Origin of the sequence: Vibrio ishigakensis, assembly GCF_024347675.1 — a bacterium.
Classification (GTDB): domain Bacteria; phylum Pseudomonadota; class Gammaproteobacteria; order Enterobacterales; family Vibrionaceae; genus Vibrio; species Vibrio ishigakensis.
Map to the genome: position 1 here is coordinate 2,332,959 of NZ_AP024881.1, position 26,185 is coordinate 2,359,143.

General features: G+C 46.2%; 21 protein-coding genes and 1 other RNA gene. 7 read left to right on the plus strand and 15 right to left on the minus strand.

The window, feature by feature from the left end:
* Positions 1-79: 79 nt before the first annotated feature.
* Positions 80-706, minus strand: a complete 627-nt coding sequence (grpE, locus tag Pcarn_RS10665) for a nucleotide exchange factor GrpE (protein ID WP_261833851.1) — start codon at positions 704-706, stop codon at positions 80-82.
* Between the two features lie 161 nt (positions 707-867).
* Between grpE and nadK the strand changes: the two genes are divergently transcribed.
* From nadK to Pcarn_RS10680, 3 genes are all read left to right on the plus strand, one after another.
* Positions 868-1,752, plus strand: a complete 885-nt coding sequence (gene nadK / locus Pcarn_RS10670) for an NAD(+) kinase (RefSeq protein WP_261833852.1) — start codon at positions 868-870, stop codon at positions 1,750-1,752.
* A gap of 109 nt (positions 1,753-1,861) precedes the next feature.
* Positions 1,862-3,523: a DNA repair protein RecN gene (gene recN / locus Pcarn_RS10675; protein ID WP_261833853.1), complete on the plus strand. Its 1,662-nt coding sequence runs from the start codon at positions 1,862-1,864 to the stop codon at positions 3,521-3,523.
* Between the two features lie 231 nt (positions 3,524-3,754).
* Positions 3,755-4,114 carry an outer membrane protein assembly factor BamE gene (locus tag Pcarn_RS10680; protein WP_261833854.1) on the plus strand — a complete coding sequence of 120 codons (360 nt, stop codon included), beginning with the start codon at positions 3,755-3,757 and terminating at the stop codon, positions 4,112-4,114.
* A gap of 43 nt (positions 4,115-4,157) precedes the next feature.
* Here Pcarn_RS10680 and Pcarn_RS10685 read toward each other — a convergent pair whose 3' ends face one another.
* Positions 4,158-4,478, minus strand: a complete 321-nt coding sequence (locus tag Pcarn_RS10685) for an RnfH family protein (protein ID WP_261833855.1) — start codon at positions 4,476-4,478, stop codon at positions 4,158-4,160.
* Complete coding sequence (locus Pcarn_RS10690) at positions 4,468-4,911, minus strand: SRPBCC family protein (RefSeq protein WP_261833856.1); 444 nt, start codon at positions 4,909-4,911, stop codon at positions 4,468-4,470. Before Pcarn_RS10690 ends, Pcarn_RS10685 begins: the two co-directional genes overlap by 11 nt.
* 102 nt (positions 4,912-5,013) lie before the next feature.
* On the opposite strand from Pcarn_RS10690, the gene smpB reads away from it, so the two are divergent.
* Entirely contained in the window at positions 5,014-5,499 is a 486-nt protein-coding gene (gene smpB / locus Pcarn_RS10695; protein WP_261833857.1) for an SsrA-binding protein SmpB, read from the plus strand.
* Positions 5,500-5,565: 66 nt separating this feature from the next.
* Positions 5,566-5,932, plus strand: a transfer-messenger RNA (tmRNA) gene (ssrA, locus tag Pcarn_RS10700).
* Between the two features lie 56 nt (positions 5,933-5,988).
* On the opposite strand, the gene Pcarn_RS10705 is transcribed toward ssrA, so the two are convergent.
* Entirely contained in the window at positions 5,989-6,480 is a 492-nt protein-coding gene (locus Pcarn_RS10705; RefSeq protein WP_261833858.1) for a hypothetical protein, read from the minus strand.
* On the minus strand, positions 6,473-7,114 hold the full coding sequence (locus Pcarn_RS10710; RefSeq protein ID WP_261833859.1) for a winged helix-turn-helix domain-containing protein: 642 nt from the start codon (positions 7,112-7,114) through the stop codon (positions 6,473-6,475). The genes Pcarn_RS10705 and Pcarn_RS10710 overlap by 8 nt, the downstream gene beginning before the upstream one ends.
* 293 nt (positions 7,115-7,407) lie before the next feature.
* Between Pcarn_RS10710 and Pcarn_RS10715 the strand changes: the two genes are divergently transcribed.
* Both Pcarn_RS10715 and Pcarn_RS10720 read left to right on the plus strand, forming a co-directional pair.
* Positions 7,408-9,576: an Ig-like domain-containing protein gene (locus Pcarn_RS10715; RefSeq protein WP_261833860.1), complete on the plus strand. Its 2,169-nt coding sequence runs from the start codon at positions 7,408-7,410 to the stop codon at positions 9,574-9,576.
* On the plus strand, positions 9,566-10,780 hold the full coding sequence (locus tag Pcarn_RS10720; RefSeq protein WP_261833861.1) for an OmpP1/FadL family transporter: 1,215 nt from the start codon (positions 9,566-9,568) through the stop codon (positions 10,778-10,780). The genes Pcarn_RS10715 and Pcarn_RS10720 overlap by 11 nt, the downstream gene beginning before the upstream one ends.
* Positions 10,781-10,814: 34 nt before the next feature.
* On the opposite strand, the gene Pcarn_RS10725 is transcribed toward Pcarn_RS10720, so the two are convergent.
* From Pcarn_RS10725 to Pcarn_RS10770, 10 genes are all read right to left on the minus strand, one after another.
* Positions 10,815-11,840: a LacI family DNA-binding transcriptional regulator gene (locus Pcarn_RS10725; RefSeq protein ID WP_261833862.1), complete on the minus strand. Its 1,026-nt coding sequence runs from the start codon at positions 11,838-11,840 to the stop codon at positions 10,815-10,817.
* 139 nt (positions 11,841-11,979) lie between these two features.
* Complete coding sequence (locus Pcarn_RS10730; RefSeq protein ID WP_261833863.1) at positions 11,980-15,033, minus strand: glycoside hydrolase family 116 protein; 3,054 nt, start codon at positions 15,031-15,033, stop codon at positions 11,980-11,982.
* 64 nt (positions 15,034-15,097) lie between these two features.
* Positions 15,098-17,509, minus strand: a complete 2,412-nt coding sequence (locus tag Pcarn_RS10735) for a GH36-type glycosyl hydrolase domain-containing protein (protein ID WP_261833864.1) — start codon at positions 17,507-17,509, stop codon at positions 15,098-15,100.
* A gap of 61 nt (positions 17,510-17,570) precedes the next feature.
* Positions 17,571-18,662: an ABC transporter ATP-binding protein gene (locus tag Pcarn_RS10740; RefSeq protein WP_261833865.1), complete on the minus strand. Its 1,092-nt coding sequence runs from the start codon at positions 18,660-18,662 to the stop codon at positions 17,571-17,573.
* Complete coding sequence (locus Pcarn_RS10745) at positions 18,662-20,011, minus strand: GH1 family beta-glucosidase (protein ID WP_261833866.1); 1,350 nt, start codon at positions 20,009-20,011, stop codon at positions 18,662-18,664. Before Pcarn_RS10745 ends, Pcarn_RS10740 begins: the two co-directional genes overlap by 1 nt.
* A 9-nt stretch (positions 20,012-20,020) precedes the next feature.
* A complete protein-coding gene (locus Pcarn_RS10750) occupies positions 20,021-20,887 on the minus strand; it encodes a carbohydrate ABC transporter permease (protein WP_261833867.1) in 867 nt (288 codons plus the stop codon).
* A gap of 1 nt (position 20,888) precedes the next feature.
* Entirely contained in the window at positions 20,889-21,878 is a 990-nt protein-coding gene (locus tag Pcarn_RS10755) for a carbohydrate ABC transporter permease (protein WP_261833868.1), read from the minus strand.
* 53 nt (positions 21,879-21,931) lie between these two features.
* Complete coding sequence (locus Pcarn_RS10760; RefSeq protein ID WP_261833869.1) at positions 21,932-23,176, minus strand: ABC transporter substrate-binding protein; 1,245 nt, start codon at positions 23,174-23,176, stop codon at positions 21,932-21,934.
* Between the two features lie 9 nt (positions 23,177-23,185).
* Entirely contained in the window at positions 23,186-24,202 is a 1,017-nt protein-coding gene (locus Pcarn_RS10765) for a LacI family DNA-binding transcriptional regulator (RefSeq protein WP_261833870.1), read from the minus strand.
* Positions 24,203-24,535: 333 nt separating this feature from the next.
* A complete protein-coding gene (locus Pcarn_RS10770; RefSeq protein WP_261833871.1) occupies positions 24,536-25,843 on the minus strand; it encodes a carbohydrate porin in 1,308 nt (435 codons plus the stop codon).
* Between the last annotated feature and the right edge of the window lie 342 nt (positions 25,844-26,185).

Consider the following 26,185-nt stretch of genomic DNA (forward strand, 5'->3'; position numbering starts at 1 on the left):
AACACCAATTTTGTTTTATGCAAAAAAAAGAGAGGTCGATCACGACCTCTCTAAAAACTTTACGTCTATGTTTAAAGGTTTACTTAGCAACCATAACCATAGCAGGGCGAACTACACGACCGTTTAGTTCATAACCTTTTTGTAGAACAACCGTTACTGTGTTGCTCTCATGATCTGGGCTCTCAACCATAGAAACTGCGTTGTGCAGTTCAGGGTTAAATGCTTCGCCTACAGGGTTGATCTCTTTAAGGCCATTCTTCTCAACAACCTCAAGGAATGACTTATGAGTCATCTCAACGCCTTCAATAATAGGCTTAACCGCTTCGTTCTCAGCGTCTGCTGCTTGAATAGCACGCTCTAGGTTATCAATTACTGGAAGTAGCTCTTCAGCAAACTTGTTGATCGCAAACTTGCGAGCTTTCGCCATTTCTTGCTCAGTACGACGACGCATATTGTCTACTTCAGCCTTAGCGCGCAATACAGAATCTGCTTGCTCTTTAAGACGGGTCTCGGTTTGAAGCAGTGCTGCTTCTAACTGGGCAACCTTTGACTCTTCAATATCTTCAGCAGACTCTTCGTTCCACTCTACATCGCCTTCGTCACCAATAACGTCAGCTTCTTGCTCTGCAACAACCTCTTCAGCTACCTGCTCTTCGATTGTTTGCTCTACTTCTTGTTCTTCGTTTTTAATATCTTTGTCGCTCATGATATCTCCGGCAGGACATGCATATTCCTGAAACTGCTATCATTTTTGTCAGGGTTTCCAACATAAAACGTTAGCATCTCAAATCAACTTGCCTTTATTATGGGGATCATCGTTTCTGATTCAAGCCTGCTTGGGTTCAGATAGTCAAAAATGGGATTAAAATGAGCAAACATTTCTCAACCATAGCGATTTTAGGTAGACCTCGTAGCAATCTTGCCATTCAAACGCACCAAGAAATCTACGACTGGCTGATTGAGCGTGAGTACAAGGTTTTGGTGGACGACCGCCTGCGTGACCGAATGGAGAATGTAGACTCTAGCGCTTTTACTAACCTTATGCGCATAGGTAAAGATGCAGACCTTGCAATTGTTGTCGGCGGTGATGGCAATATGCTAGGTGCAGCTCGTGTTCTGTCCCGTTTTGATATCTCTGTCATTGGTGTAAACCGAGGTAACCTTGGCTTCTTAACCGACCTTGACCCTGATGATTTTAAATCGCCTCTGGAAAAGGTGCTTAATGGTGAGTTCATAAAAGAGCAGAGATTTTTGCTCGAAGCTGAAATCCATCGCCACGGCCAGATAAAAAGCCAAAACGCAGCTCTAAACGAGGCGGTACTTCACCCAGGCAAAGTGGCGCACATGATAGAATTCGAAGTGTATATCGATGACAGCTTCGCCTTTTCTCAGCGCTCCGATGGTTTAATCGTATCCACTCCAACTGGCTCAACCGCCTACTCTCTATCTGGCGGTGGTCCTATCCTATCTCCAAGCCTGAACAGCATCTCGCTTGTACCTATGTTCCCGCATACGCTATCAAGCAGACCACTGGTAGTAGACGGAAATCGTCGCATCAAACTTATCCTCGCTCCTGACAATAGAGGAACTCAAGAGGTGAGTTGCGATGGTCAAATCTCTCTACCCGTTGAACCTGGCGATGAGATACACATCTATCAAAGCCCTAACGTACTTCAGCTGATCCATCCAAAAGACTACAGCTACTATCATGTACTTAGAGAAAAACTGGGCTGGTCGAGCAAGCTTTTTTAGCCCTGTGATCTGAGCAACAATTTTCCGAACAAAAAAATCACCTGCAAACTTTACTGTATAGAAAACCAGTATATACTGTTCTCATATACAGTACTTTCAGGTTATGGATATGCTCGCTCATTTAAGTGTTAACAACTTCGCTATCGTTAAATCGCTACAAGTCGAACTTGGCGCTGGAATGACTACCATCACAGGTGAGACTGGCGCTGGTAAATCTATCGCTATAGACGCACTTAGCCTCTGCTTAGGTTGCCGCTCTGACGCTGGTATGGTGCGTCAAGGTGAAGATAAGGTAGACATCGTTGCTAGCTTTATTATCGAGAACAACTTAAGTGCCAAGCGTTGGTTAGAGGACAATGAACTCGCCGAAGGTGATGAGTGCATTCTTCGCCGTATCGTCAGCAAGGACGGTCGCTCTCGTGGCTTTATCAACGGCAATCCTGTCCCTGTTTCCCAACTAAAATCTCTGGGGCAACTGCTGGTTAGCATCCATGGACAACACGCCCATCATCAACTGCTTAAAAAAGAGTATCAGATCAAACTGCTCGATGATTATGCCGGACATGCGAACCTAATTACTCAATCGCAAAGTCGTTATCAAAAATGGCGTCAAGCTGAAAACACTCTCAAGCAGACCCTACAAAACAGCGAGCAGAATCAGGCACAAAAGCAATTACTTGAATATCAGATAAAAGAACTGGATGAACTCTCCTTGGGTGAACAGGAGTTTACCGAGCTAGAACTTGAGCACAAGAAGATCACCAACAGCGGGGAAATCTTAGGTTTAACCCAAGAGGGATTAAACCTTCTAAGTGAAAATGAGCAGTCAAATGCACTTAGCTTGCTACATGCCAGCATCAACTGCGCCACCCAACTTAGCGAGCTCGATAAAGAACTGAGCAACGTAAGCCAAATGCTTAACGACGCCCTGATTCAAGCAGAAGAAGCCAGTAGCGAATTGCGTAACTATTTCGATTCTATCGATATCGACCCTCTGCACATGCAAAGTGTTGAAGAACGTTTCTCGCAGGTAATGTCCCTAGCCAAGAAACATCATGTTCTTCCAGAAGACCTGTATGCCCATCATCAAGAGTTATCAGCTCAAATAGAGGCATTAGATTGCTCCGATGAAAAAATCGAGGAACTGGAACAGCAAGTAGAAACGGCTAAAGAGACTTATCTTAAAAGTGCCGAAAAACTGCATAAGTCACGCAAACGCTACGCAAAAGAGCTAAACAAGCTTATCTCCAATAGCATGCAACAGCTGAGTATGGAGAAAGCATGCTTTGATATTCAGGTGAATTTCGACAGCAAGTTTGCCTCTCCATTAGGTGCAGATGATGTGGAGTTTTTGGTATCCGCTAACCCAGGTCAACCACTTCAATCCTTAGGCAAGGTTGCCTCCGGTGGTGAATTATCTCGTATCTCTCTAGCTATTCAAGTTATCACAGCGCAGAAAGTAGAAACCCCTAGCCTTATCTTCGATGAGGTAGACGTAGGTATCAGTGGCCCGACAGCGGCAGTAGTCGGTAAGATGCTACGCACCCTAGGTGAAAGCACACAAATCTTATGTGTTACCCACCTTCCTCAGGTTGCTGGTTGTGGTCATCAACAGATGTTTGTGGCTAAGAAAACTCGATCAGGGCAAACCGAAACCAATATGATTGCTCTGGATAGTGACCAGCGAGTCAGTGAACTTGCCCGCTTACTTGGTGGCAGTGAAATCACCGACAGCACCTTGGCGAATGCTCGAGAACTAATGGCGGCATAATAGAATCTCATAAAAGTATCCCTGAGGCGCAAACCTCGGGGATTTTTGTTTATAGAGAAATCGATGACTTACTCGGAACTCATCGCCTCAACTCAGGTCAAAAGCGACAGTCCATGCAGAAAATAAAAGATATGTAGCGAAATTGTGGATACAAACCGTGTTTCGCTATACAAGCCGATTGAGCTTGTTTATCATCTGCCGAGTTTTAGATTTTAAGTTGAAAGACCTAACATGCAGTTTAAAAAGTGGTTGTTAGTGGTGCCGTTAGCGGTTTCCATGCTCTCTGGTTGCTCCATTCTCGAAAAATTGGTGTATCGCATCGACATTAGCCAAGGTAATTTTGTTGAGCAGTCAGCAGTCGATCAACTGCGTGTTGGCATGAGTAAAGAGCAAGTACGTTATGTACTAGGCTCTCCAATGCTGGTAGAAAACGGCAAGCCGAACAAATGGTATTACATCTACCATTTCACCAAAGGTCATGAAGACCCAATTCAGAAGAACCTATTTGTCTTCTTTGGTGATGATGAACGACTGGAACGCATTGATGGTGATTTCTCGGCGGGTCCTCAATTTAACCAACCGATTCAATAACAAAAAAGAGGAGCAAAGCTCCTCTTTTTTATGTCTATCTGATCTATTTAGCTTTAGCTTCAGCAACTTGTTGAGCGGCCTGCTCAGCTCGCTTACGGCGAATCTCTTTCGGGTCAGCAAGCAGTGGTCTGTAAATCTCAATTCTGTCTTGGTCTCTCACCGTAGCATTTAATTTAACATTACGGCTATAAACTCCAACCTTGTTCACCTTTAAATCAATCTCAGGATACAAGGCCAACAAGCCAGATTGAGCAATGATTTCCTCAACCGTTAATTCACGGTTCACTACCAGCGACACCACGCGCTGTTCTTGAGGAAGCGCATATACCACCTCTACGTGAATCATCTCTGAATCAATACTCATAGCAAGGGTAAACCTGTTTTGCTCTGCTGGTGAAGGCATTCACCATATTGGAAGTCAGCTCGTTGAACACCTTGCCGAAGGCCATCTCGATCATCTTGCTAGAGAACTCAAATTCTAGTTTTAGCTCTACCTTACAGGCTTGCTCATCCAGCGGTGTAAAGAACCAGCCACCACGTAGGTGTTTAAAGGGACCATCCACCAGATTCATCTCGATAACACTACCAGATACAAGCTTGTTCTCTGTAGTAAATGTCTTGCTGATTCCCGCTTTGGATACATCCACGGAAGCGGTCATACTGGTATCGTCAGCTTGATGCACCTTACTGCCTGAGCATCCAGGTAAAAATTCAGGATAACGTGAAACATCGTTGACCAAATTAAACATCTGCTCAGCACTAAACGACACCAAGGCTGAACGGGTAACGATCGGCATTTCATCTCCTCAAAAGCTAAACCACTAATTTGCCTAAATTTTGTTCCAGCGAGAACAAAAATAATTTCCCTATAATAAGGCAATCCGTATAATGACGCCATTATGGCAAAGAAAAAATCAAAAACTAAAGCGACTAGTAACACTATTGCGCTAAATAAAAAGGCTCGTCACGAATACTTCATCGAAGACGAAATTGAAGCGGGACTTGAGCTACAAGGCTGGGAAGTGAAATCACTTCGCCAGGGCAAAGCGAACATCGCAGAAAGTTACGTTTATTTGAAAGATGGTGAAGCTTTTATCAGTGGTATGAGCATCATCCCTCTTAACCAAGCCTCTACTCATATAGTAGCCAACCCTACCCGAATTCGAAAACTACTTCTTTCTCGCAAAGAACTAGACAACCTATTTGGTAGTATTCATAGGGATGGTATGACCCTTACCGCCCTATCCCTGTACTGGTCTCGTTCATGGGTTAAAATTAAAATTGGTGTAGCTAAAGGTAAAAAGCTACATGACAAACGAACCGATCTTAAAGAAAAAGATTGGGCTCGCGACAAAGCTCGTATCATGAAGAGCAAGTTGCGCTAATAATAAGCATCCAATTCGCATAGCGCTAGACAGGCCAAGCTTTTCTGGTACTATGCAAGGACACTCGGGGCTGATCTAGGATTCGACGGGAATTCTGAAGTCTGAGGTGCATGTCGTGGGGCGGTTGGCCACGTAAAAAGCCGCAAAAAAATAGTCGCAAACGACGAAAACTACGCACTAGCAGCTTAATAACCTGCTGAGAGCTCTCTTGCCCTAGCTTCCGCTTTTAAGACGGGGACCAACAAGAGATCAAACCCAAAAAAGCTAGCCCGGATTCTCCCGCCTGAGAGATGAACGGCGAAGTTTAATTCAGGATAGTCATTTACTAGCGTGTCGGTTCGCAGGTACTTGGTGAATTTAAAGATCGACTAAACATGTAGTACCAATGATGAATGGTTTTCGGACGCGGGTTCAACTCCCGCCAGCTCCACCAATTCGTACGAAAAAGCACCCTGATGGGTGCTTTTTTATTATCTAAACATCAGTAAATCAATCACTGAACTTCGAATACGCCTCTAGCTCTTCACACGGGTTACCTTTACAGAAATGGAGCATTCCGTATTCTGAGATGAGCAAGAACTCGTTATCACCAATGGTCAAATAATCCATTGAATCGTTTGAAAGTATCGCACCGCCACTAATCATTACCTTCTCATAAAACTCTAGAGCACGATCCGGCACTATTTTGTCGTGTCTATTTTCTTGTAGCGATATTGAGTTTCCAGTTACTAGGTATTCACCGCCTGAGCTAAAGCCAACAAGTTTACTCGTTAGATAAAGCAAGTCGTATTCTTGATTGCTTTTGAACTCAACCTTAACGTTCGGTTGATTCACTATGAGCCCAAGCTTGGATTGATTAACGGAGGCTGTCTTTCCATAGTACGCGCCACTTAAGTGCGAATTCGAGTAGTTTGTAGCAAAATAACCTGCACCTACGCCAATTGCTGCGGTCAATGCGCACAACACTAGTTTCTTATTCACAGATAACCTCCTCGCTTCCTACAGGGAAGGTAACTGAACGACCTTGCTCGTCGATGATTATCTGCTTATCTCCAAGTCGATAACTGGTAACGTTTGACAGTGTTGTATAGGCAAGCTCATCAGTACTCAAAGTGCAAAGAGAGAACGCACTGGTTTCAATAGTGGATTGCAAAGGTTGTTGTTTACCGGAAAAAACGAAGTATGCGGACACTGAAGAAACAGCGAATATCGTAACTAAACCTAGGATGAAATTTAATGAAAGGGTTTGAGAGCCTTTGCCTAATTCAATTGGTTTCTTGGTAATCTCAGTAGAAGTTTGTGTATCGCCTGTAAAGCGGTATCCCTGTCCTCTTTCAGTGACAATAATACGCCCATCATTGTCTTCAAGAGCCTTTCGGCATAATGATATGGTTTGCATCAAGCTACCATCTTCAACGACTATGCCCTTGGAACGCCACACCTTCTCTATCAACTGCTGACGAGTCAAAGTCTGATGGGGGTGCAAACAGAGATACTTGAGCAATTCACTCTCGTTGGTACCAATTCTATAGACGCGACCGGACTCTAGGTGGTGGATTTCCCCAGCTACAAAGTCAATCTGTATCGAGCCATTTACTGTAAGTTGGTCAAACATAGACACTTGTTATTGTTACTTTCTTGTTAAGCAATATAGCAAACAGCTAAATGCGCATAAACCCATATACTTCAGTTAGTTAAAAACCTATCTAAATTCTTATTAGATAAACTAAATCCTTCTCTAATTATGCGCTTATCTCTCAATCAGGCTGTTTGAGTGCTAGATGTTTCCACTCTCCATTATAGTTTTCGGTCATTTTGGTAGCTGTTTCGCTGGAATGCTCCACCCATCGGCAATAACTCAGTTGTTGCCGATGTTCCCCCACCACGAACACTATATAAGGAGTCGTTTTGCCGAATTTTACTCGACACTGCATATACGCACTACTTGGCTTGTCTCTAATTGGCTGTAATTCAGAAACTACATCAAATGCTGACCAAGCATCTGTCTATATTCCTTACAATCTCAATGAACTGCCTAAGCCTAACGACGGCTATGGTTATGATGATGACCTCACAATTTCAGGTGTAGATGAGCCTGCTTATGAAGAGCAGCACACTTACTATCAAGATTTCACTCAATCTTACGCTGCACTAGATGGCTGGGGCTTATGCGCTGAACCAATTTTAATTCCTGTGCAAGCTGCAGATTCAGAACAGAGACACCCTCTAGATCACAACTCACTCGGTGGCAACGTGCTGCTGATCGATGACTCTGGCAACCTAGTTCCAACTAAGCTTTCTGCAACAGGCTCAGAAATCAAGATTGAGTGCCAAGCAAGCTTAAAACATAACACTACCTACCATATTGTTGTGACCGACGGCGTGAAAACCGAAAACGGTGACGCTCTGCAAGCAGACCAAAGTTTCACAGACCTTGTCTCGGTTAACCTTGCTGAACTGCCGCCAGAACAACAAGAGTTGAGAGAGCAAGTAGATCGCGCCATCGCACAAGCACCCGATGCCGGCAACCCTGTGTATGCTGCAGAGTTCACAACGCAACACTCTTACGCCTTACTAGATGCTATGGTCGAGCTTAGCTTGAGCGAAGCAGAGTTTGAAAGCTATCCCTCTGATGAAACGAAACAGCGCGAATTCAAAGATTATTACGACCTGTACCGAGTGGATCTAAAGGCACCATTCTATCTACCATTCACTAAAGAACGTGAAGAACTAGAGTGCGATCTAAATAAGTACGATCTGAAAAACACATGCAAACCGCTATTTCAGTGGATTACCACGGAAGATGGCGCATTTCCGACAAAGGACAACCCAACGCCTAAAATCACTGATCTTGAATATAAAGAACTCTTGGAAACAGATATTTACGTTCCTGATGGTTGGGATCGAGTAACTAAGCTACCAACCGTTATCTTTGTTCACGGTGTTACTGGTGAGAAGGGCACGGTTTCTACCATGCTTAAAGACTTTACAGGTAATGGCTATGCCGTTGTAGCTATCGATATGCCATATCACGGCACTCGTATTCGCTATGGCAAAGCTGACCAAGGTAACCCTGAGCAAGAGATCAGCGCGAGGGCCGAAAAGTCTTATTTCATCAATATTGACTCCCCACTGGCTCTGCGTTCTAACTTGCAGCAATCCGTTGCTGACTTTATCAGTCTGCGCAGTGCACTTAATGCTCTTGGTTGGGTTGACCAAGACAACGTACACCTAATTGGTCTATCACTGGGTGGTATTACTTCTGTAATGATCTCTGAGTTCAGCCAAAACCATCCTGAATTGACATTTAAAACGGCGAACTTTGTAGTTCCGGGTCAAGGTCTAACAAACTTGGTTCTGAACTCTCACACCCTAAGACCAGAAACGATTGAAGGTGTGAAAAACTCTTCAGATGTTGAGCGTAGCCTAGCTGAAACCCTGTTACCGAATATATGTACAGAAGAGGCAACTAACGAAGAGTGTATTGTTGCACTGCATGAGTTTGAATCTGAATCACAAGAGAATGCTGATGCTATCACCTCTCTTAAAGATGATGCGTGGGCATTGATAGAGCCTGAATTACTTCAAGGCGTTCAACTCACTATCGACTCATCAGACCCAGCAAGTTTCACATCTCGTCAATCTGAGAACAGTCAACCGACTCTGCTTCTTGAAGCAGTTGGTAACTGTGGTGATACCTGTGAAGTTGGTGAATATATGCCAGACACTGTGGTACCAAACTCGGCTGACAACAACATCCGTACTGGTACAAATCCGCTTATCAAAGCGCTCGATCTAGCTCCCATCACAGAAGAAACCACATTTGGTGCCCCAATCCGTGGCGTTGTAAGGCTAACTACGGGAGGGCATGGTACTTACATGTTCCCATATGAAGGTCCAATGGACGAGACAGGTTTACCAAGTCTTCCTACAGGTGAAGTTATGGACTTCGTTCGAGACGCAACGAAAACCCAACAAGAGATGGTCGCTTATATGGTTGACACCGACGGAGTTAAAGTCGGCATTACTAACCTAGAACATGTACAAACACAGGTGGCTGCTGAAAATGAAAAATAAATATCAAGTAATTGCAGCATCCACTTTGCTGCTACCCTGCCTAACTCAAGCCGCAGGGTTCCAACTTAACTCTCAATCGGCAACTGGCCTGGGCCGCGCTTTTGCCGGTGATGCAGTTATTGCTGACAGCGCAGCTATCGTCTCGAAAAACGCCGCAGCCATGGCTTATATTGAGCAACCTTCACTATCTCTAGGCGCTGTTTACATCGACAGTAGTGTAGACGTAACGGATATCCAATACACTCCCGTTCGAGGTGATACCCAGTCTCTTCCTGATGAGAGTATTGGAGCTGGTACCCTAGTCCCAAATCTTCACTATGTGCACCCATTGCAAGACTCCAAGTTCACCTTAGGTTTTACCGTGCATTCGAACTTCGGAACCAATGTCGAGTATGATGATTCGTTTGAAGCAAACAGTTTTGGGGGCAAAACCTACCTAAGTAGCATCAATACTGGTGTCGCTATTGCATATGAACTGACAGATAAGATTAACTTAGGTGCTGGTCTTGACGTCATCTACGGCACCGGTGAAATTTATCGTGACAAAGGCGCTGGTAACGACAAAGGTCTTCTAAATGTTGATGCGGATGGCTTTGGTTTAGGCGGTAACCTTGGCGTTACTTACCAGATAAATGAAAACCACAAATTTGGTCTCTCTTATCGTTATAGCCCAGATATCGAAGTTGAAGGGACAATTAATAAAATGGGGCAGGCACCAGCCTCCAAAATGAACGTACCTCTTCCAGACATGGCAGAGTTCTCCGGTTGGCATAAATTGGCGCCCCAAATAGCACTGCACTATAGCTTACAATGGGTAAAATGGTCTGAATTTGATGCTCTGACCTCTCCTAGTCATGATGAGACGATAAAAGACTACAACTGGAAGGATGCTGGACATATTTCAATCGGTGCGACATATGATCTTTCCAAGAACTGGGTTTTGCGCACTGGTTATATGTTTGACGCCTCTCCTATTGATCAGCTGACTTCACTCTCGATTCCTGATAGTGACCGCCATTGGATCTCCTTTGGTAGCAGCTATCACTTCAATGATAACAGTACGGTAGATCTTGGTGTAAGCTGGGTAATCGGTGAAGCAACACAAGTCGATGAGTCACTTGAGGCTGTAGGCACTGAAAATGTTGCCGCCACAGTCACGCCAGACGCATTGATAGTTGGTATTCAATATCAACACAAGTTCTAAAAGTAATCGGCCCGACTAATAGTCGGGCCGATTTTTAGGGTTCTTTTACTGCCTCATAGATAGAGCGAGTACTCTGCCTCACCATAAGGTCTATGGGTGGTATACGTGTCTCATAAGGATCGCCATTGAGCATATTGATGATCGAGCGAGCACAGATAACTCCAACTTCTTCAATAGGTTGGCGCAGCGTAGTGATTGCTGGCGTAAAGTACTGAGACGTCGGCAGGTCATCGAAACCGACCACAGACACATCTTCTGGAACCTTATAGCCATTATCTGTCAGCGCTTTGATTGCTCCGTAAGCGGTTTGATCGTTCGCTGCAAAAATAGCAGAAAAATGGATATTGGATTCGATGAGCTCAACAGTTTTTTCGTAGCCGAGTTCACTACTAAAATCACCTTGTTTGACTAGGTTAGCTCTATAACGGATCCCAGTCTCAGCCAGTGCTTTCTTGTAACCCTCAAAGCGATTGATCGCATCTGGTTGTCCCGAATGCCCCTTAATGTGCGCAATATTTACATGCCCCTGCTGTAGCAAGTGTAAGGTGGCGAGATAACCGCCCATAGTATTATCGAATTGAATGCTGCATACATTCGGCGCTTTCACCTGATAACCAATGGCGACGACAGGTATGTTCTGCGCCACCTGAATTATTTTCTCTTCTTCGATATTGCCGGTGACGATAATCATCCCATCGACATTACTCTTCACTAAATAATCAAGAGCATCGTTTTCAAGGTTACGCTGCCAGTGGCCGGTTGCGATAACCGGTGAGTAGCCCAATGACAACAACATCTTTTCCATGTCATTGAGGAATCGACTGGTAAAAGGGCTATCAGGATGTTGGATCAAAACGCCTATGGTCATAGAGCGGCGATTACCCTCAGAGACTGCATTTTGATTGGTCTCATAGCCGAGTTCACGTATAGCCTTCTTAAGCTTTTCGCTCTTCTCGCTGGAGACATAGGTAGTTCGATTCAGGAACCGAGAGACGGTACTTGGAGAAACGCCTGCAAGTTTGGCCACGTCATAGACAGTAGGCGCCTTCTTCTTTTTCATGTTTCACTCCAAGCTTACGAAAATAGATTCCATATTTACGGTATAAAGCCCCTAAAAACGAGTTAAAGGGGCTAAGTTTGAGACATCAAAAGGTGATATCTTAGTTTTTATCGACTATTCGAGACTTTAGTCATCAAATTTAATACAAATAGGCGAAGATCATTCCAGGTCTAAAATAGCGTCCTGCGGTATATTTCAAGCTTGTCTGTGCCACCAGCTCCATCACCTTAGCTTGATGATGTTGCAATTGCTGATGCTCTAACTCAAACATATTCAGGTCTGCGTCAGGGTTTACGCGACCGTCAGATAACAGGATGCTCTGCTCTTTTAGTACCTCAACCCAGGCTTTCGACTCCTCTGCATGCACGCCTAAGCCATTCAGCAATTCTTCATCTACCGCACATGAGGCGTTAAAGCCCTCTGGCGCAGCAAATGGAATACGCGCAAGGCTATACAGTGCTTGATAGGTTGTATCCATCAGCTCTTCCGCAAGAATGGGTTTGTCACTTAGTTTAAGGGCGGTGGCTACACTAAACTGAACCCCAATCCATACATCTTGCGCCTGGAAGGCCTCATGAGGCATGCCGTCACACAAGGTCATGTTCGCTACCCCAACCTTAGGGCTATTACCTAGGAAGTTAGTTTGACGGGTAAACTCAAGGGAACGCTGCACGCGCTCAGACTTGAATAGACCAGAGCCTGAAGTCAATTTGAGGTAGCTGTCTGCCAGCATTGCATCGCCGAAGCTATTGTCTGAATCTAAATCCAAGATAGCGTCGAAATCAGAGGTAAATGCCTGCGGTGCCTGCTGTTTTAAAGCATGCTTTTTAACACGTCGCTCAGTAAGCTTATCAACCGATAGATCATCCCTTTGGTTTAGGTATAGATTGAGTGCATTTTTGTCTTCAATAGAATTTCCAGTTGCAGGAATACCCATTGCATTTAAAGCCTCAGCACCTTCCCCTGTAAGGTGCTTGGTCTGAATCGGCGTTACAAAGAAGTGATAATAGCCGCGCTCTTCATCCCATAAAGACTCTTCTACCTCTGCCACTACAGCCGACGACTTCGCCTCCAGCTCGATAGCCATATCAGCATTGCCCATGAGTTCGGCTAGGCTAGATGCAGCTTTGAGTCCCGCGGCCCACAAGCTTGCACAGTAGATTGAAATACCATGAGATGAAAGGTTATCAAAGGTATCGTCCGTGCCTCGAGTTAGAGGAAGCTGGTCCCCCGGCTCTATCAAGCTTTCTAGGTAACTTAGGCTCTCAAGGATGGCTTCCCAGCAAGACTCGACTACCTCACGATTGCCCGTCTTTTGATAGTGGCGATACACCATCAAAATAAATTTAGGCGCGAGATCCTTCCACTCTTTAACATTATGCCAACTGTAGGCATCTGGCTGGATATCAAACGGACTCCCAAGATCATGGATAACCGCACCGCGAACGGCACGCGTGCCCTGATACTTAACATCAATAAGCTCAGCAAACGGCTTGTCTTCATATTCCCAGTAGCGTCTCTGTGTTGGATCTTCCGCCAAAATAGCCTTAGCAAAATCTTTCATCACGCAGCCATCGATTTCAGGCAGTAGATAAAGGATCGAGAAAGAGCCATAGAAATAGACATCGAGAGAGTTAAAGAATGGGTAGTCCACACACTCTTTAACCAAGAACTTATTCTCCCTATCCCACACCGTAGATTCAGCTAAGAAAGAGAGGGTATTCATAGCCATAGTCGCAAAACGCTCAGCTCTATTTTCATCTTCGAACTGAGAATTCGCTAGAGCCAGATATTCGGTCTGCTGCTCTACCAGAGCGCTCTCGATTGTGTCAAAGCGCGCAAGTAGGTGCTTGTTGATCTGCGCTGTTCTCTGCACGTCATAAAAATACTGGGTATAGGCTTTTTGGCTATGCCAATCACCGAGGGCTATCTTGCTGTAGTCTTGAGTTTGCAAGAATCGCAACTCACAACTTTCACCTGCTTCTAGTTCTATGTTGATCACCGCTAAGCCGGACAATGCCTCACGACCTGAGTAGATGCCTCGATTAAAATCAACATCGGTACGACCTGTCATCAAGGCGTTGATGACCTCGGTTTCAGTGTTAGTCGAATAAATCTGTGGCTTTATCGTTACACTCACTCTGCCCGAATCAATGAGCTTAGAGTCTACGGCAATACCTAAGCTCACCTCACCCGCAATGTCCCCTTGAAACGGTGAGTTGGTGCCCATACTGATACCGAGATAAGCCTGGTCTTCGACCTGATACTCGACCTTGCTGTGAACCTGATTGATTGGGTTTTGCGTTAGGGTGCAAAACGAATCCTGAATGCCATCACGCCCCTTACGATAGGTAGAGCCCAGCAAGTTAAGCAGTGGCTGAACCAAGGTGATGCTCTTGGCCTCAGAACCATGGTTAGTCACTTCAAAATGGTTCCAATGGCTAGGCAGACTGCAAAGCTTAGCGTTCTCTTTCACCAAGGGTGAAACCACCTTACGTCTTAACGATACCTCGCCCAGTCCTTGATATTCATACTCGGCCATAGGGTAAAGAGCGCGATAATCGATATCTCGAGCTGAAACAGATTCAATCTCACTAGTACCACCAGCATCAAGCTGTCTTGCTACTGCAGAGGTATTAATTAGTAGCCCTTTGAAGAAATCTAGGGCCACCAGAATCTGGGTCTGTACCGAGGAAGCATCTTTCACTATTGCATCAAGACTTCTCGGAGATAGCTCTATATTCCAACGGATAAGGCTCTCTCGGTTATCGGCATAGAAACGCCCGTTAGACAGGGATGCCTTAATCTCAGCCAGCAAGTTTGAGTGTGCATCTATTGTCTTACCTGAGAATAGAGCTGGGTAATACCCCAAATAATTTCTCGCTTCAACCTCGGATTTCAAGCCGAGACTGTCCAGATTGGGCACCTCGGCAATAGAGATATAAAAGTCGTTTAGATGGATATCTTCATCTGAGATATCGACGAAGATGCCCGGAATAAAACTGAAGTTTGGGGTACTTCCTGTTGGGGTCAGGCTAAAGGTATTGCCTATACCGCCCACTGCCATACCGGTATTTTCCGGTGTCGTAGAAATAGGGGTATACCAAGGCTGAATAAACTCTATGGCATCACCTTTAGTGGTTAGCTGCTGGGCATTTCCGGCATAGCTTGTGTAAGGGATAGTGTTTTTCATGTTAGGTCTGTTCTTTTGATTGCTGGGCGAGAAAGCAGAGGGCTATTACTAGCCCTCTCAAGATTTAGCCAAGAATGACTTCTACCTGGTGCTCACCTTCGGTGCGAACAGGTAGTTTGTTACCCTCGATAACATCTCCATTAAGACGCATTTCAAGCACGCCTTTGGAAACGCCGTTAGGGTTGCGAACTTGAATGTGATAGGTCGCCCCGCGGAATTTACGGCGCACCTTAAACTCAGGCCAGTCACGTGGGATACATGGGTCTACAATAAGTCCGTCCATCTCAGGTCGAACACCTAAGATCCACTGAGTACCAGCCACATAGGTCCAAGAAGAGGTGCCTGATAACCAAGCATTTCGCCCTAAGCCAAACTGTGGATGCTCATCACCCAGGATGTTTTGCGGGTAGCAATAAGGTTCAGATTCAAACACATCTAAGCTATCGTTTTTCGAGGCTGGGTTGATCTGACGATAGTACTCATACGCTCTGTCACCATTGCCCACAATAGCTTCTGCGATCATTACCCAAGGATTGGCGTGTAAGAAGATGCCGCCGTTCTCTTTCGCACCCGGTGGATAGGTAGAAACGCCTCCAAGTTTAGGGTCGAAGCCGTTATATCCCGGAGTTGAAAGCTTGATGCCGTTGCGCGTATTGAGCTTGTTAAACACTGAATCCAATGCTTGGGACGCACGTTCTGGGGTAGCAAAACCCGAGATCACTGGCCAGCTTTGACCGTTAGTGTAGATCTGGCCTTGCTCGTTCTTATGCGAGCCGATTGGTTCGCCCTTCTCATCAAAGTAACGCACATACCACTGCCCATCCCAGCCTACGCTGTTCATGGTGTCCTGCATCTCTAGGTAGTAACGCTTGAACTGCTCAACTAGCTGAGTTTCTCCGCGGTACTCACACAGGTCCAGCATATCGTTTAGCGCCTTACCAAACATGCTTGCCACCATCATAGATTCGGCACCGGTTGGCAGATTCACCGTATCATTCCAGTCAGCAAAGCCCAGCAGTGGTAGGCCATGTTCACCCTTGTTGTTCTGGGTAAACTCGATAGAGCGGCATAGGTGATTCCATACCGTTCCCTCTTCGATTGGCTTACCTTTGCTGTCTTTCTGATAGAAAGGAATCAACTTGTCTAGGAAGTCCGCATTACCGGTCTCTTTCACATACTGGGTAACCGCAAAGATGATCCATAGGTGATCGTCACCATAGTAATCTGGACGATCTTCCTCTTCACGAGAGTCACCCGCATTCGCTTCCATAGTGGATGGGAAGAACTGATGCATGGCCGAGCCATCAATATTCTGTACCGAAAGTAGTCTTTCTATAAGCTCACGCGCTTCTTCTGGCATATGGGTAATTACGCCTAGAGTATCTTGCGACGAATCACGGAAGCCGATTCCTCGTGCGCCGTATCCAAGCTGATACAGAGAAAGATAGCGAGACCAGTTTTTAGTGGTATGGCATTGGCGCGGGTTGTGCACATTCAGCATTGAGTTCATGGCCGCATCTGGTGTTTCCACCTGAACCGTCTCAAGGTAGTTCTCCCAAAAACCACCCAATTTCTCAAACGCTTCATCAACCGCATCCAGGTTACGGTATTTAGCCATAAGTGGTCTCGCGGCTTCTAAGCTCTCCATCTGGGTAAGCTGAACCACGGTGCGCTCTGTTTGCTCAGGACTCAGCCAACCGAGTCTTAGGTTAAGAGCCGCGATATTATCGCCACGCAGGCATTCACTGTTATTCAGCTCAGCTTGAGTGAGGGCCCTAGGTGCAGCCCAACTGCCGTAGCCGTACTCACCCAAGAACTGCGCTCTATCGCCATCAAACGAGGTTACTGGACGGTCTGCTGTCACTAGGTTTACCGCATAATCACGCTTCATAAAGGCGTATTGTTCAAGCACGGTATGTTCGCCGTCTTGGTGCGCCTTTAGAGTCATGGTTTGTGGTACCCAATCAGCATTAAGCAGTTGCTTCAGCGCATCAAAGTGGGTGAATTCAATCACTGGCACTACATCGATATGCAGCTCTGTACCAGAGATGTTAGTAACTCGGATATCCTGCAGCAGCACCTCGTCGTCGCTTGGGACAAAGAAGGTCACCTCACAGCGCACACCAAAGGCTTCCGAGATAATGCGGGTATAAGAAAGCCCAGTGTGGTTTTCAAACTTATCCAGTGGCTTTAAAGTCGGTGTGAAGAAAGGAGAGAAGATCTCTTGCTTACCACTGGCATCCGTCACCTTTAGATAGATGGTCGAGCCCTTAAATTCTGAGTTTGGAAGTTGGGCAATATACTTAGTGATGCGGTTTAGCGCTGGGTCTCCCTTGCATAGCAAGATGCCACCATTACTGTCCACTAAACCGCCAAAACCTAGCGTGCCAACATAGTTACACCACTTGATTGGGGTACAAGGCGTGATGGCTACATATTCTTTATTCTTGTCGTCAAAATATCCAAATTTCATCATTATTGTCCTTCACCCCTCCACTGCTGGAGGGGCTGATTATTGGGTTTATTAGATAAGGAAATTAGCTAGCGAGTGAGTTTTCGCTCATAGAGTCAAACAGATGGATAGCATCTAGGTCGAGATACAAGGTGGTATCTTCGCTATTCACCTCTGCAGCCTGAGTCTCAATCATAAGAGGCTGGCCAGCGATCTCTGTTTTAAGAAGTATGCTCGCACCAAGAAGCTCTTTATCTTTGATCGCCACAGGAATTGGCAATACGCGATCGTGGTCTACCTGCTCTGCACGCAGGTGAATGTCCGTTGGGCGAACACCAAAATGAAGATCCACATTCTTTGATGCATGTGCCTTGAAGCGCTCAGGCAGTGGGATAGTGATATCGCCAATCTGCACCTTCCAATCACCATCTTGATCCACCAACTTGGCATCAAGCATATTCATAGAAGGGTTACCGATAAACTGAGCGACGAACTTGTTCGCTGGGCGCTGGAACACCTCGGTTGGTGTACCCACCTGTGCCACATAACCATCTTTAAGGATCACGATGCGATCAGCTAATGTCATCGCCTCAATCTGATCGTGGGTTACGTAGATAGTGGTGGTCTTTAGCTCGCGGTGAAGCTGTTTAATCTCTTCACGCATTACGCCACGCAGTTTGGCATCTAGGTTGGATAGAGGCTCATCGAACAAAAATACCTTAGGAGTGCGCACCATGGCGCGGCCCATAGCCACGCGCTGACGCTGACCACCTGATAGCTCTTTAGGCTTACGATCTAGCAATTGCTCAAGCTCAAGCATCTTAGCTGCTTTGCGCACCTCAGCATCGATATCCGGCTTAGACATGCCCTTGAGCTTCAGAGCAAAAGCGATGTTCTCGTATACCGTCATGTGCGGATACAGAGCATAGCTTTGGAACACCATAGCCAAGTCGCGGTCTTTAGCATCTATCTTGTTCATCAGCTTGTCGCCCACATAGATATCACCAGAGCTGATGCTCTCTAGGCCGGCTAGCATGCGCAGTGTGGTTGATTTACCGCAGCCTGACGGGCCAAGGAATACAACAAACTCACCATCTTCTACGGTGAAATCAAACTCTTTAACGACCTCTACATCACCAAAGGATTTCTTGATATTGCGAAACTCTACCTTAGCCATTACTTGTTCTCCTCTGCGCGCTCTAGAAGCATATTTCGATAAGCAATAGCGCTGTTTTTCAATGTTCTTTTTTGGGTTGCATAGTCCACGTGCACGATGCCAAAGCGTTGGCGATAGCCGAAGGCCCACTCGAAGTTATCCATCAAGCTCCAAGCAAAATAACCATCAACACGCACACCTTCTTTTATCGCTTCATCCACCGCATTTAGGTGCCCTTGGAAGTAGCGCACGCGCTGTTCGTCATCAACTTCACCATTCTCAACCGAATCGTTGCCAGCCGCGCCATTTTCGGTGATGTACATAGGTGGGATATTTTCGTAGCGGTTGTGCAGACGAATCAGAAGGTCACGCAATCCGTCAGGATAGATCTCCCAACCGATGAAAGTGCTCTCTGACTCTTCCATCTTGATGGTCTCAACATCGCCTTGATCGTTAAATCGTGCCACGCTGCGGGTGTAATAGTTGATACCTATGTAATCCACAGGTGCTGAGATAATATCTAGGTCACCCTCTAGGATCATCGGCATGGCATCGGCACGCTTTTCCATTACCGCAGCTGGGTATTCGCCTTTTAATACAGGGTCAATGAACCACTGGAAGTTCTCCGCTTCGCAGTAATCCGCCGCACCTTGGTCTGCTTCGGTAAGTGGGTAAGACGGTGTTGCGTTAAACACCACACCATGTATAGCGTTAGGTGCGTTCTTACGCAGCACTGGCATTGCCAAGCCATGACCTAGCATCAAGTGGTGAGACGCAAGGTAGCCTTCTTTTTCGCCCTTGATGCCCGGCGCGTGCTCGCCCCAGCGATAACCAAGGAACGCAGAAACAAACGGTTCGTTTAGCGTGGTGTACACATCAATCTTGTCGCCAAAGTGCTTACTTACTACCTCTGCATACTCAGCAAACTTGTACGCGGTTTCGCGATTTAACCAGCCGCCTTTGTCTTCTAGGTACTGTGGTAGATCCCAGTGATAAAGGGTCACATATACCTTTAGTCCACGTGCATGACACTCATCGATGATCTGCTCATAAAAAGCCAAGCCTTCAGGGTTCGTCTCACCATCACGAGGCAGAATACGAGGCCAAGCCATAGATAGGCGATAGGCATCCACCCCTAGAGATTGAATCATCTCGATGTCTTGCTGCCACAATTCATAGTGATTACAAGCAATGTCGCCATTGTCGGCGTTATCTACCGCTCCTGGTTTTCGACAGAAGGTGTCCCAGATAGATGGAGTACGACCACCCTGGTCCGCCCCACCTTCGATTTGATATGAAGAGGTCGCCACGCCGAAGGTGAAGTCTCGGCTACGCAATTTTGAATCTTGAGGAATGTGATACTTAATCATAATTGTCTTTTAACCTTTCACCGCGCCCGACGTTAAGCCGCTAATCATTTGGCGAGATGCAAATAAGTAAGCTGTTACTAGTGGAAGAATTGAGATTGTGGTGCCAAGCATTACCGCGCCCCATGGGGTGTTTGGAATGCCCTGTACGCTTCGAAGCGCCTGAGTAATTACGTAGTTTTCTGGTGAGGTCAGCACTACAAGAGGCTGCATGAACATGTTCCAGAAGAAAACGAATTGCACGATAGCTAGAGTCGCTAGTGCTGGCTTCATCAGTGGAAGCACAACGCTCCAATAGGTTCTGAACTCACCAGCACCATCTAGCTTGGCTGCTTCAAGAAGCTCTTTAGGGATAGAAGCCACAACGTGCTGACGCATCAGGAAGATACCAAATGGCGTAGTGGTAAACGGAAGCCATACCGCTAGGTGGTTATCAATCAGTCCCAAGAACTTCACTATCATGAAGTATGGGATAAGGCTCAGCACCGGCGGGATCATCATAGAGCCCACCAGCATGCCAAACAGCAGAGACTTGCCACGGAATTTATATACCGCGAACGCATAGCCGCCCATGCTGCAGAACAGCAGCGAGATACTGGTGCCTAGAAACGCCACGTAGATAGAGTTAAACATGGCTTGCCAAAACGGCATGATCTCTAGCAGGCGCTCGTAGTTGTAGCTAAGGCTATCGCCGATGGCTAGGCTGATGCCAGTACCGAAGATCTCACTACGGTCACGGGTAGACAAAAGCGCAGACCAGACAAACGGGAATACCGTAATGATTGCCGACACTATCAGCAGAGTAGCTAGGGCAACCAAGAGTATCTTGGTTGCGATCTCAATAGCTCGGTCGCTCGGTTTAAATACTTGAATAGACACCTTATTGCTCCCCTAAGCCTTTCTTACCAAAGAAGAAGAATTGAACTGCGGTACAGGCCGCGATAAGCGTAAACAGTAGCCATGAGATTGCCGAAGCGGTTCCCATCTCTAGCCATTCCCAACCCACCTTGTACAGGTACATAGAGATGGTTAAGCCTGACTGACCAGTACCACCGGTACCTCGGGTCAGAACAAATGGTTCTTCAAACAGCTGCAGGTTGCCGATGATGGTCATGGTTACCGCGAAGAAGATGAACGGGCGAATCATAGGCAGTGAGATGCTCCAGAAACGGCGCCATGCGTTTGCACCATCCATACGCGCTGCTTCAAGGATCTCTTTCGGGATAGTCATAAGACCCGTGGTGTAGAGCACTATGTTGAAGCCGGTATATTTCCAGAACACCATGATGGCGATAGATGGCTTGATCATGGTTGCGTCTTCTAGCCAGCGGATAGGTTGATAGTCGTTAACCCAACCGAATGCCCAGCCAAATAGTGTGCTGTCCGCCAGCGCCATCAAGCTTTGGTTGATGATGCCTGAGTTTGGCGAATACATATTGAAGAAGATAAGTGATGCCGCCACCGTTGAGGTGATAAACGGCAAGAAATAGGCTGATGTTAGCCAGTGACGCAAGCGGCCACCCAGTGAAACTAGGATGTAAGCTACAGGCAGAGCCACAAGGTGCTGAGCCACACCTGAGGTGATAGCAAGCCACAGCGTGTTCTTTAGTGAGCGCCAAAGCCAAGGGTCAGTTAGTGCTAGATGGTAGTTCTCTAACCCCACATATTCCATGGCACCAAGGCCTTCCACTGGGTTCCACTCATGGAAGGAAAGGAAGATTGAAAACAGCAATGGAAAGATTCCAAATACTGAAAAAATCACCAAAAATGGCAGTAAGAAGCCGTATGGTGTAAGCGCTTTCAAGTTAAGCTTTAAAAAAAGGCTGGGACGCCCATTGTTTTCTAATGCTTTGCTGGCAGCTTGGTTCATTGTCTATGACCTCGTGTCAGATACAGGGGCGCTAGGGCGCCCCGAATTACAGCTTAAAGGTTGCGAGTACGGCGCTTGATTAGGCGCTCTGCGTCTTTCAATGCAGTCTTGATGTCTTTGCCTTCGTCTAGCACTTCCATCAGAGCATTTTCTAGGATGATTGCGCGAGCAACGTGGTCGCCCTTAGCTGGTGCTACTGGCTTGATGTTTTTAGCCACATCAGCAAACAGTAGGCGAGCTTGTTGACCGCCAAGGAAATCTACTTTCTCAGCAAACATTGCGTCATCGTAAGTAGTCACGTTCGCAGGGAATGCAGCAATGGTTTCAAAGTGTTTAAGCTGGACGTCGCGACGAGTTGTCATGTATTCGATTAGCTTCCACGCTTCATCTGGGTTCTTAGATTGAGTAGGGATAGAAAGGAAAGAACCGCCCCAGCTGCCATAGATGCCATCAGGTAGGTGATCAACGCCCCACTTGCCCGCTGTATCTGGTGCAATCCAGTTGTTTAAGTGGCCAAGTAGCCATGCGCCAGAAAGCTGTGTTGCAAAGGTGCCGTTGCGGAAGCCTTCATACCACTCGTTCGACCACGCTAGGATACGGCCATCTAGGCCCTTGTCGCGGATCTCTTTCGCTACGGTAAATGCGTGAACGAAACGTTCAGAAGTTACTACCGGGTTGCCATCCATATCGAAATACAGGCCTTCACCCTCAGGTACAGTAGTAAAGATGATGGCTTGAGCAACGTCTGCCGCTGATGCAATCAGTTTTACGTTTTGCTCTTTGAGCTTCTCACCCGCCGCTATGTATGAATCCCAATCTTTAGTTGCAGCATCTACATCGATGCCCGCTTTTTCGAAGATGTCAGTACGGTAGTACATAACGCCAGGACCAAGGTCTACAGGGATACCATAAACACTGCCGTCTGCGCCTTTACCTTGCTCCCAAGCATATGGTGCAAAGCGCTCTGCGTATTTATCTGCGCCATATTTTTCAGATAGATTTACTAGACCGCCTGAGCCGACAAAAGGACCGATCTTTTCAACGTCAACTACGATAACGTCACCCGCACCTGAGCCCGTTGCAAGGTTAGTGGTTAGCTTAGTGTGGTGGTCGCCGTGGTTATTCATCAGGTAATCAACCTTGATACCTGTCTCTTTTTCAAAGTCAGGCAGAATCACTTTTAGGCTGCTATCGAAATCTGGAAAGCCGTCAAAGCGGATGCTTTGGTCCGCCGCGTTAACTGCGGTTGCCAAGCCTAGGCCGGCAGCGACTGTCAGCGATAACGTTTTTAGTTTCATGATCAATCCTTAAATCGTTTGTAGAGTATGTGGTAAGACATGGGTGGAATTTCTCAGCATCAGGTTTGGTTGAAGCTTAAAATTCACGTCTAGTTTGTTTTTATGTAGCTTTTGAATAGCGAGCTGAACCGCTTCTATGCTCATCTGTTCAATGGGAAAGTTCACCGTAGTGAGGGCTGGAGTCAGGTATCTTGCAAACAAGATGTCATCGAACCCAACCAGAGAAACCTGTTCAGGGATTTTATAATTGGCATCACGCAGCACCTCAAAAGCGCCAAATGCCATGTGGTCGTTGCACGCAAACAGAGCGGTAAAGTCACAGCCTCGGCGAAGCAATTTCTTAGCTGCGCTGTGACCGGTTTCTTCAGTAAAGCCCGCCTCGATTACTAGGGTTTCGTCGTAATCGATACCTGCTTCTTCTAGGGCAGCGCGATAGCCCTGTAGGCGACCTCTCGCGTCTGATTTCTCAAGAGGACCTGTTATACACGCAATACGGGTATGACCGCTATTAAGCAAATGCTCGGTAGCCAATTTGCCGCCGTACTCGTTATCAATTTCGATGCAGCTTTGCTTTAGCTCAGGCACGAAACGGTTAATCAGCACAAACACCACGCCTTGCTCATCAAGGTTAATGAGATAGTCATCGGTAAGGTGCTGGGTATGCATGATAAGAGCATCCACACGACGACTAAGAAGGAACTCAACCGACTCTTGTTGCTCACGTTCTGTATTGCCACACGCAGTCACGATAACGTGATAGCCATATTGGCGAAGTTTGCTCTCGATGTTGTGTAGGATGCTTGAATAGAAAGGACCACCGAGCTCAGGAACCACAACGCCAATACTACCGCTTCGGCTTGATGCTAGTGCTTGTGCAATAAAATTAGGACGATAGCCCAGCTCTTGGATAGCCTTCTCTACCTTAAGCTTTTTGTCATGGCTAACACGACTGGTGCCATTGATCACTCGCGACACGGTCGCCTGTGATACACCTGCATGCTCTGATACTTCTTTGATGGTTGCCACTTCAAAACTCCAATTTCTAGAAACCGCTTTCAAGAGCTATTTTGGGTAAAAGTGACCTTGTTGGATGTGAGTAAAATCACATCGAAATAGGCGTTTTTTTGGCAAATATTCAAACTATGAATAAACAGGAAGTTTTTCATGAGCCCATGAAACAGTTTCATGAAAGGGCTTTCACGGTCACGAAAGTGAATATTTATCTAAGTGAGTTTGTTTCTAGACGTAAAAAAAAGAGCACTGCTAAGCAGTGCTCAAAAGGGTTTGTCTCTAGCTTTATTAGGGCAAGCTAGGCCCTAAATAGGGAGTTAAAGCTAACTTTCTAGGATTTGGCTTGGTTTACCACCACGCCTCGAACATTGCACCGAAGCTAACTGTATCAACGGTTTCAGACACATCAGCTCGCGTAGACTCTACGTCACCCACGGTTGCGTAGAAGCGAAGCATTGGACGACTCCATGGTAGGCCACCAAGGGATACGTTTTGCGATAGTGTTACCTTCCAACCTTGGTCTTCATCATCGTTTGCATAGTCAACATATGCATAACCCGCTTCTAGCCAAGTAGAGTGCACGCTGTTCCATTGATACTGAGGACGCACGATTGCTGAGTACTCTGAACTAGCAACCGAACGACCATTTCCATCTACAGCATCATCACCACTGATATCTTTGTACGAACCTAGATAGTCAATAATGAAGTTGTCAGTTGCAGCGTATGCACCTTCCAAACTCACGTAGATAACTTGCTTGTCACCGGCTAGATCAAATACAGAGTCATCTGCGCCATCAGCGTATTTGGCTACGATACGGTTGCTGTCACCCAGTCCCATTACCGCGCCCACTTGCCAAGCTGTTTCATCATCAACATTTGGGTTAGCCGTGCTATTGGCATCATCTGATGCAAAACCGTAGTTCGCGTATAGCTCTAGACCACCGATGCCTAGGTCAATACCGTGGATCTTCGAAGTCACTGCATAGCGACCGCTATCATCGCCTAATGCACCACCGTTATCAGCCACTTGACCAACGAAGCCCATATCCAGCTTGATTCCACCTAGATTTAGGTTGTAGAAACCAGCACCTTGACCATCGTGTGACATCCAGAAGTAGTCATTGATGCCCTGTTGTGGACGCTGATGAAAGTCACGACCAGCCCACATATAAAGCTCAGGTTGGCTTTCAAATACATTGGTTACACCTGCGTACATCTTCTTCAGGTTAACGCCACCTTCTGAACCCCAATCACTGTTTGACCAGTGATCGAACATCAACACTAGGTCCCACTTTGGTCCATCTTCAGCATCAAATACCTTAGCAAACTGGAATTCACCACCGTTTGATTCGTTACCTAGACGACCTACAGAGCGGCCTGTGGTACCAATGTCTACGTAGCGTGAGTCACCCGCTTTGTAGTGTGCACCATAGCGCGCATAACCTGAGAAAATGATTCCTAAAGGTGCTTCGAAGTCAGGCGTTAGGATGGCTGGTTGCTGGTCGTTTTGGTAGGTAGTTTCAGCGCGAGATTCGAGAGTCGCGATTCGATCTTCTAGTGCTTGTAGATCGGCTTCTGATGCAGCTGAAGCTGCAAAAGCGCCTAGGGTAGAGGCCACTGCTAGGGTTAGTGGTAAGACCTTGAATGCTTTCATTTTTTTATTTCCCTATCGATTAGATTGGTTCGGGTTTTGAGGTCATTCGATATTCGATATCTCGCAAAACGAGGCTCGTTTTCTCGATAGGAAAATTCTAAAAAATGAAACAAGTGAAAGATTTAGTGCCGCTCACATCTAGATTTGAGCCGAGTATTCATGAAACTAATGTGTTGAACAGATAGTTTGCCAAACCTTTATAAATAGGGGTTTACCAGAGAGATATTACAGATTATTTCATCGTGAAAGCGGTTTCGTTTCATGGGGAAACAAGAGTTTTGTCACGCATCAAGATGCATTTTTATACATTTGGGTACGCATTAGTTTCATAACTTTCAAATC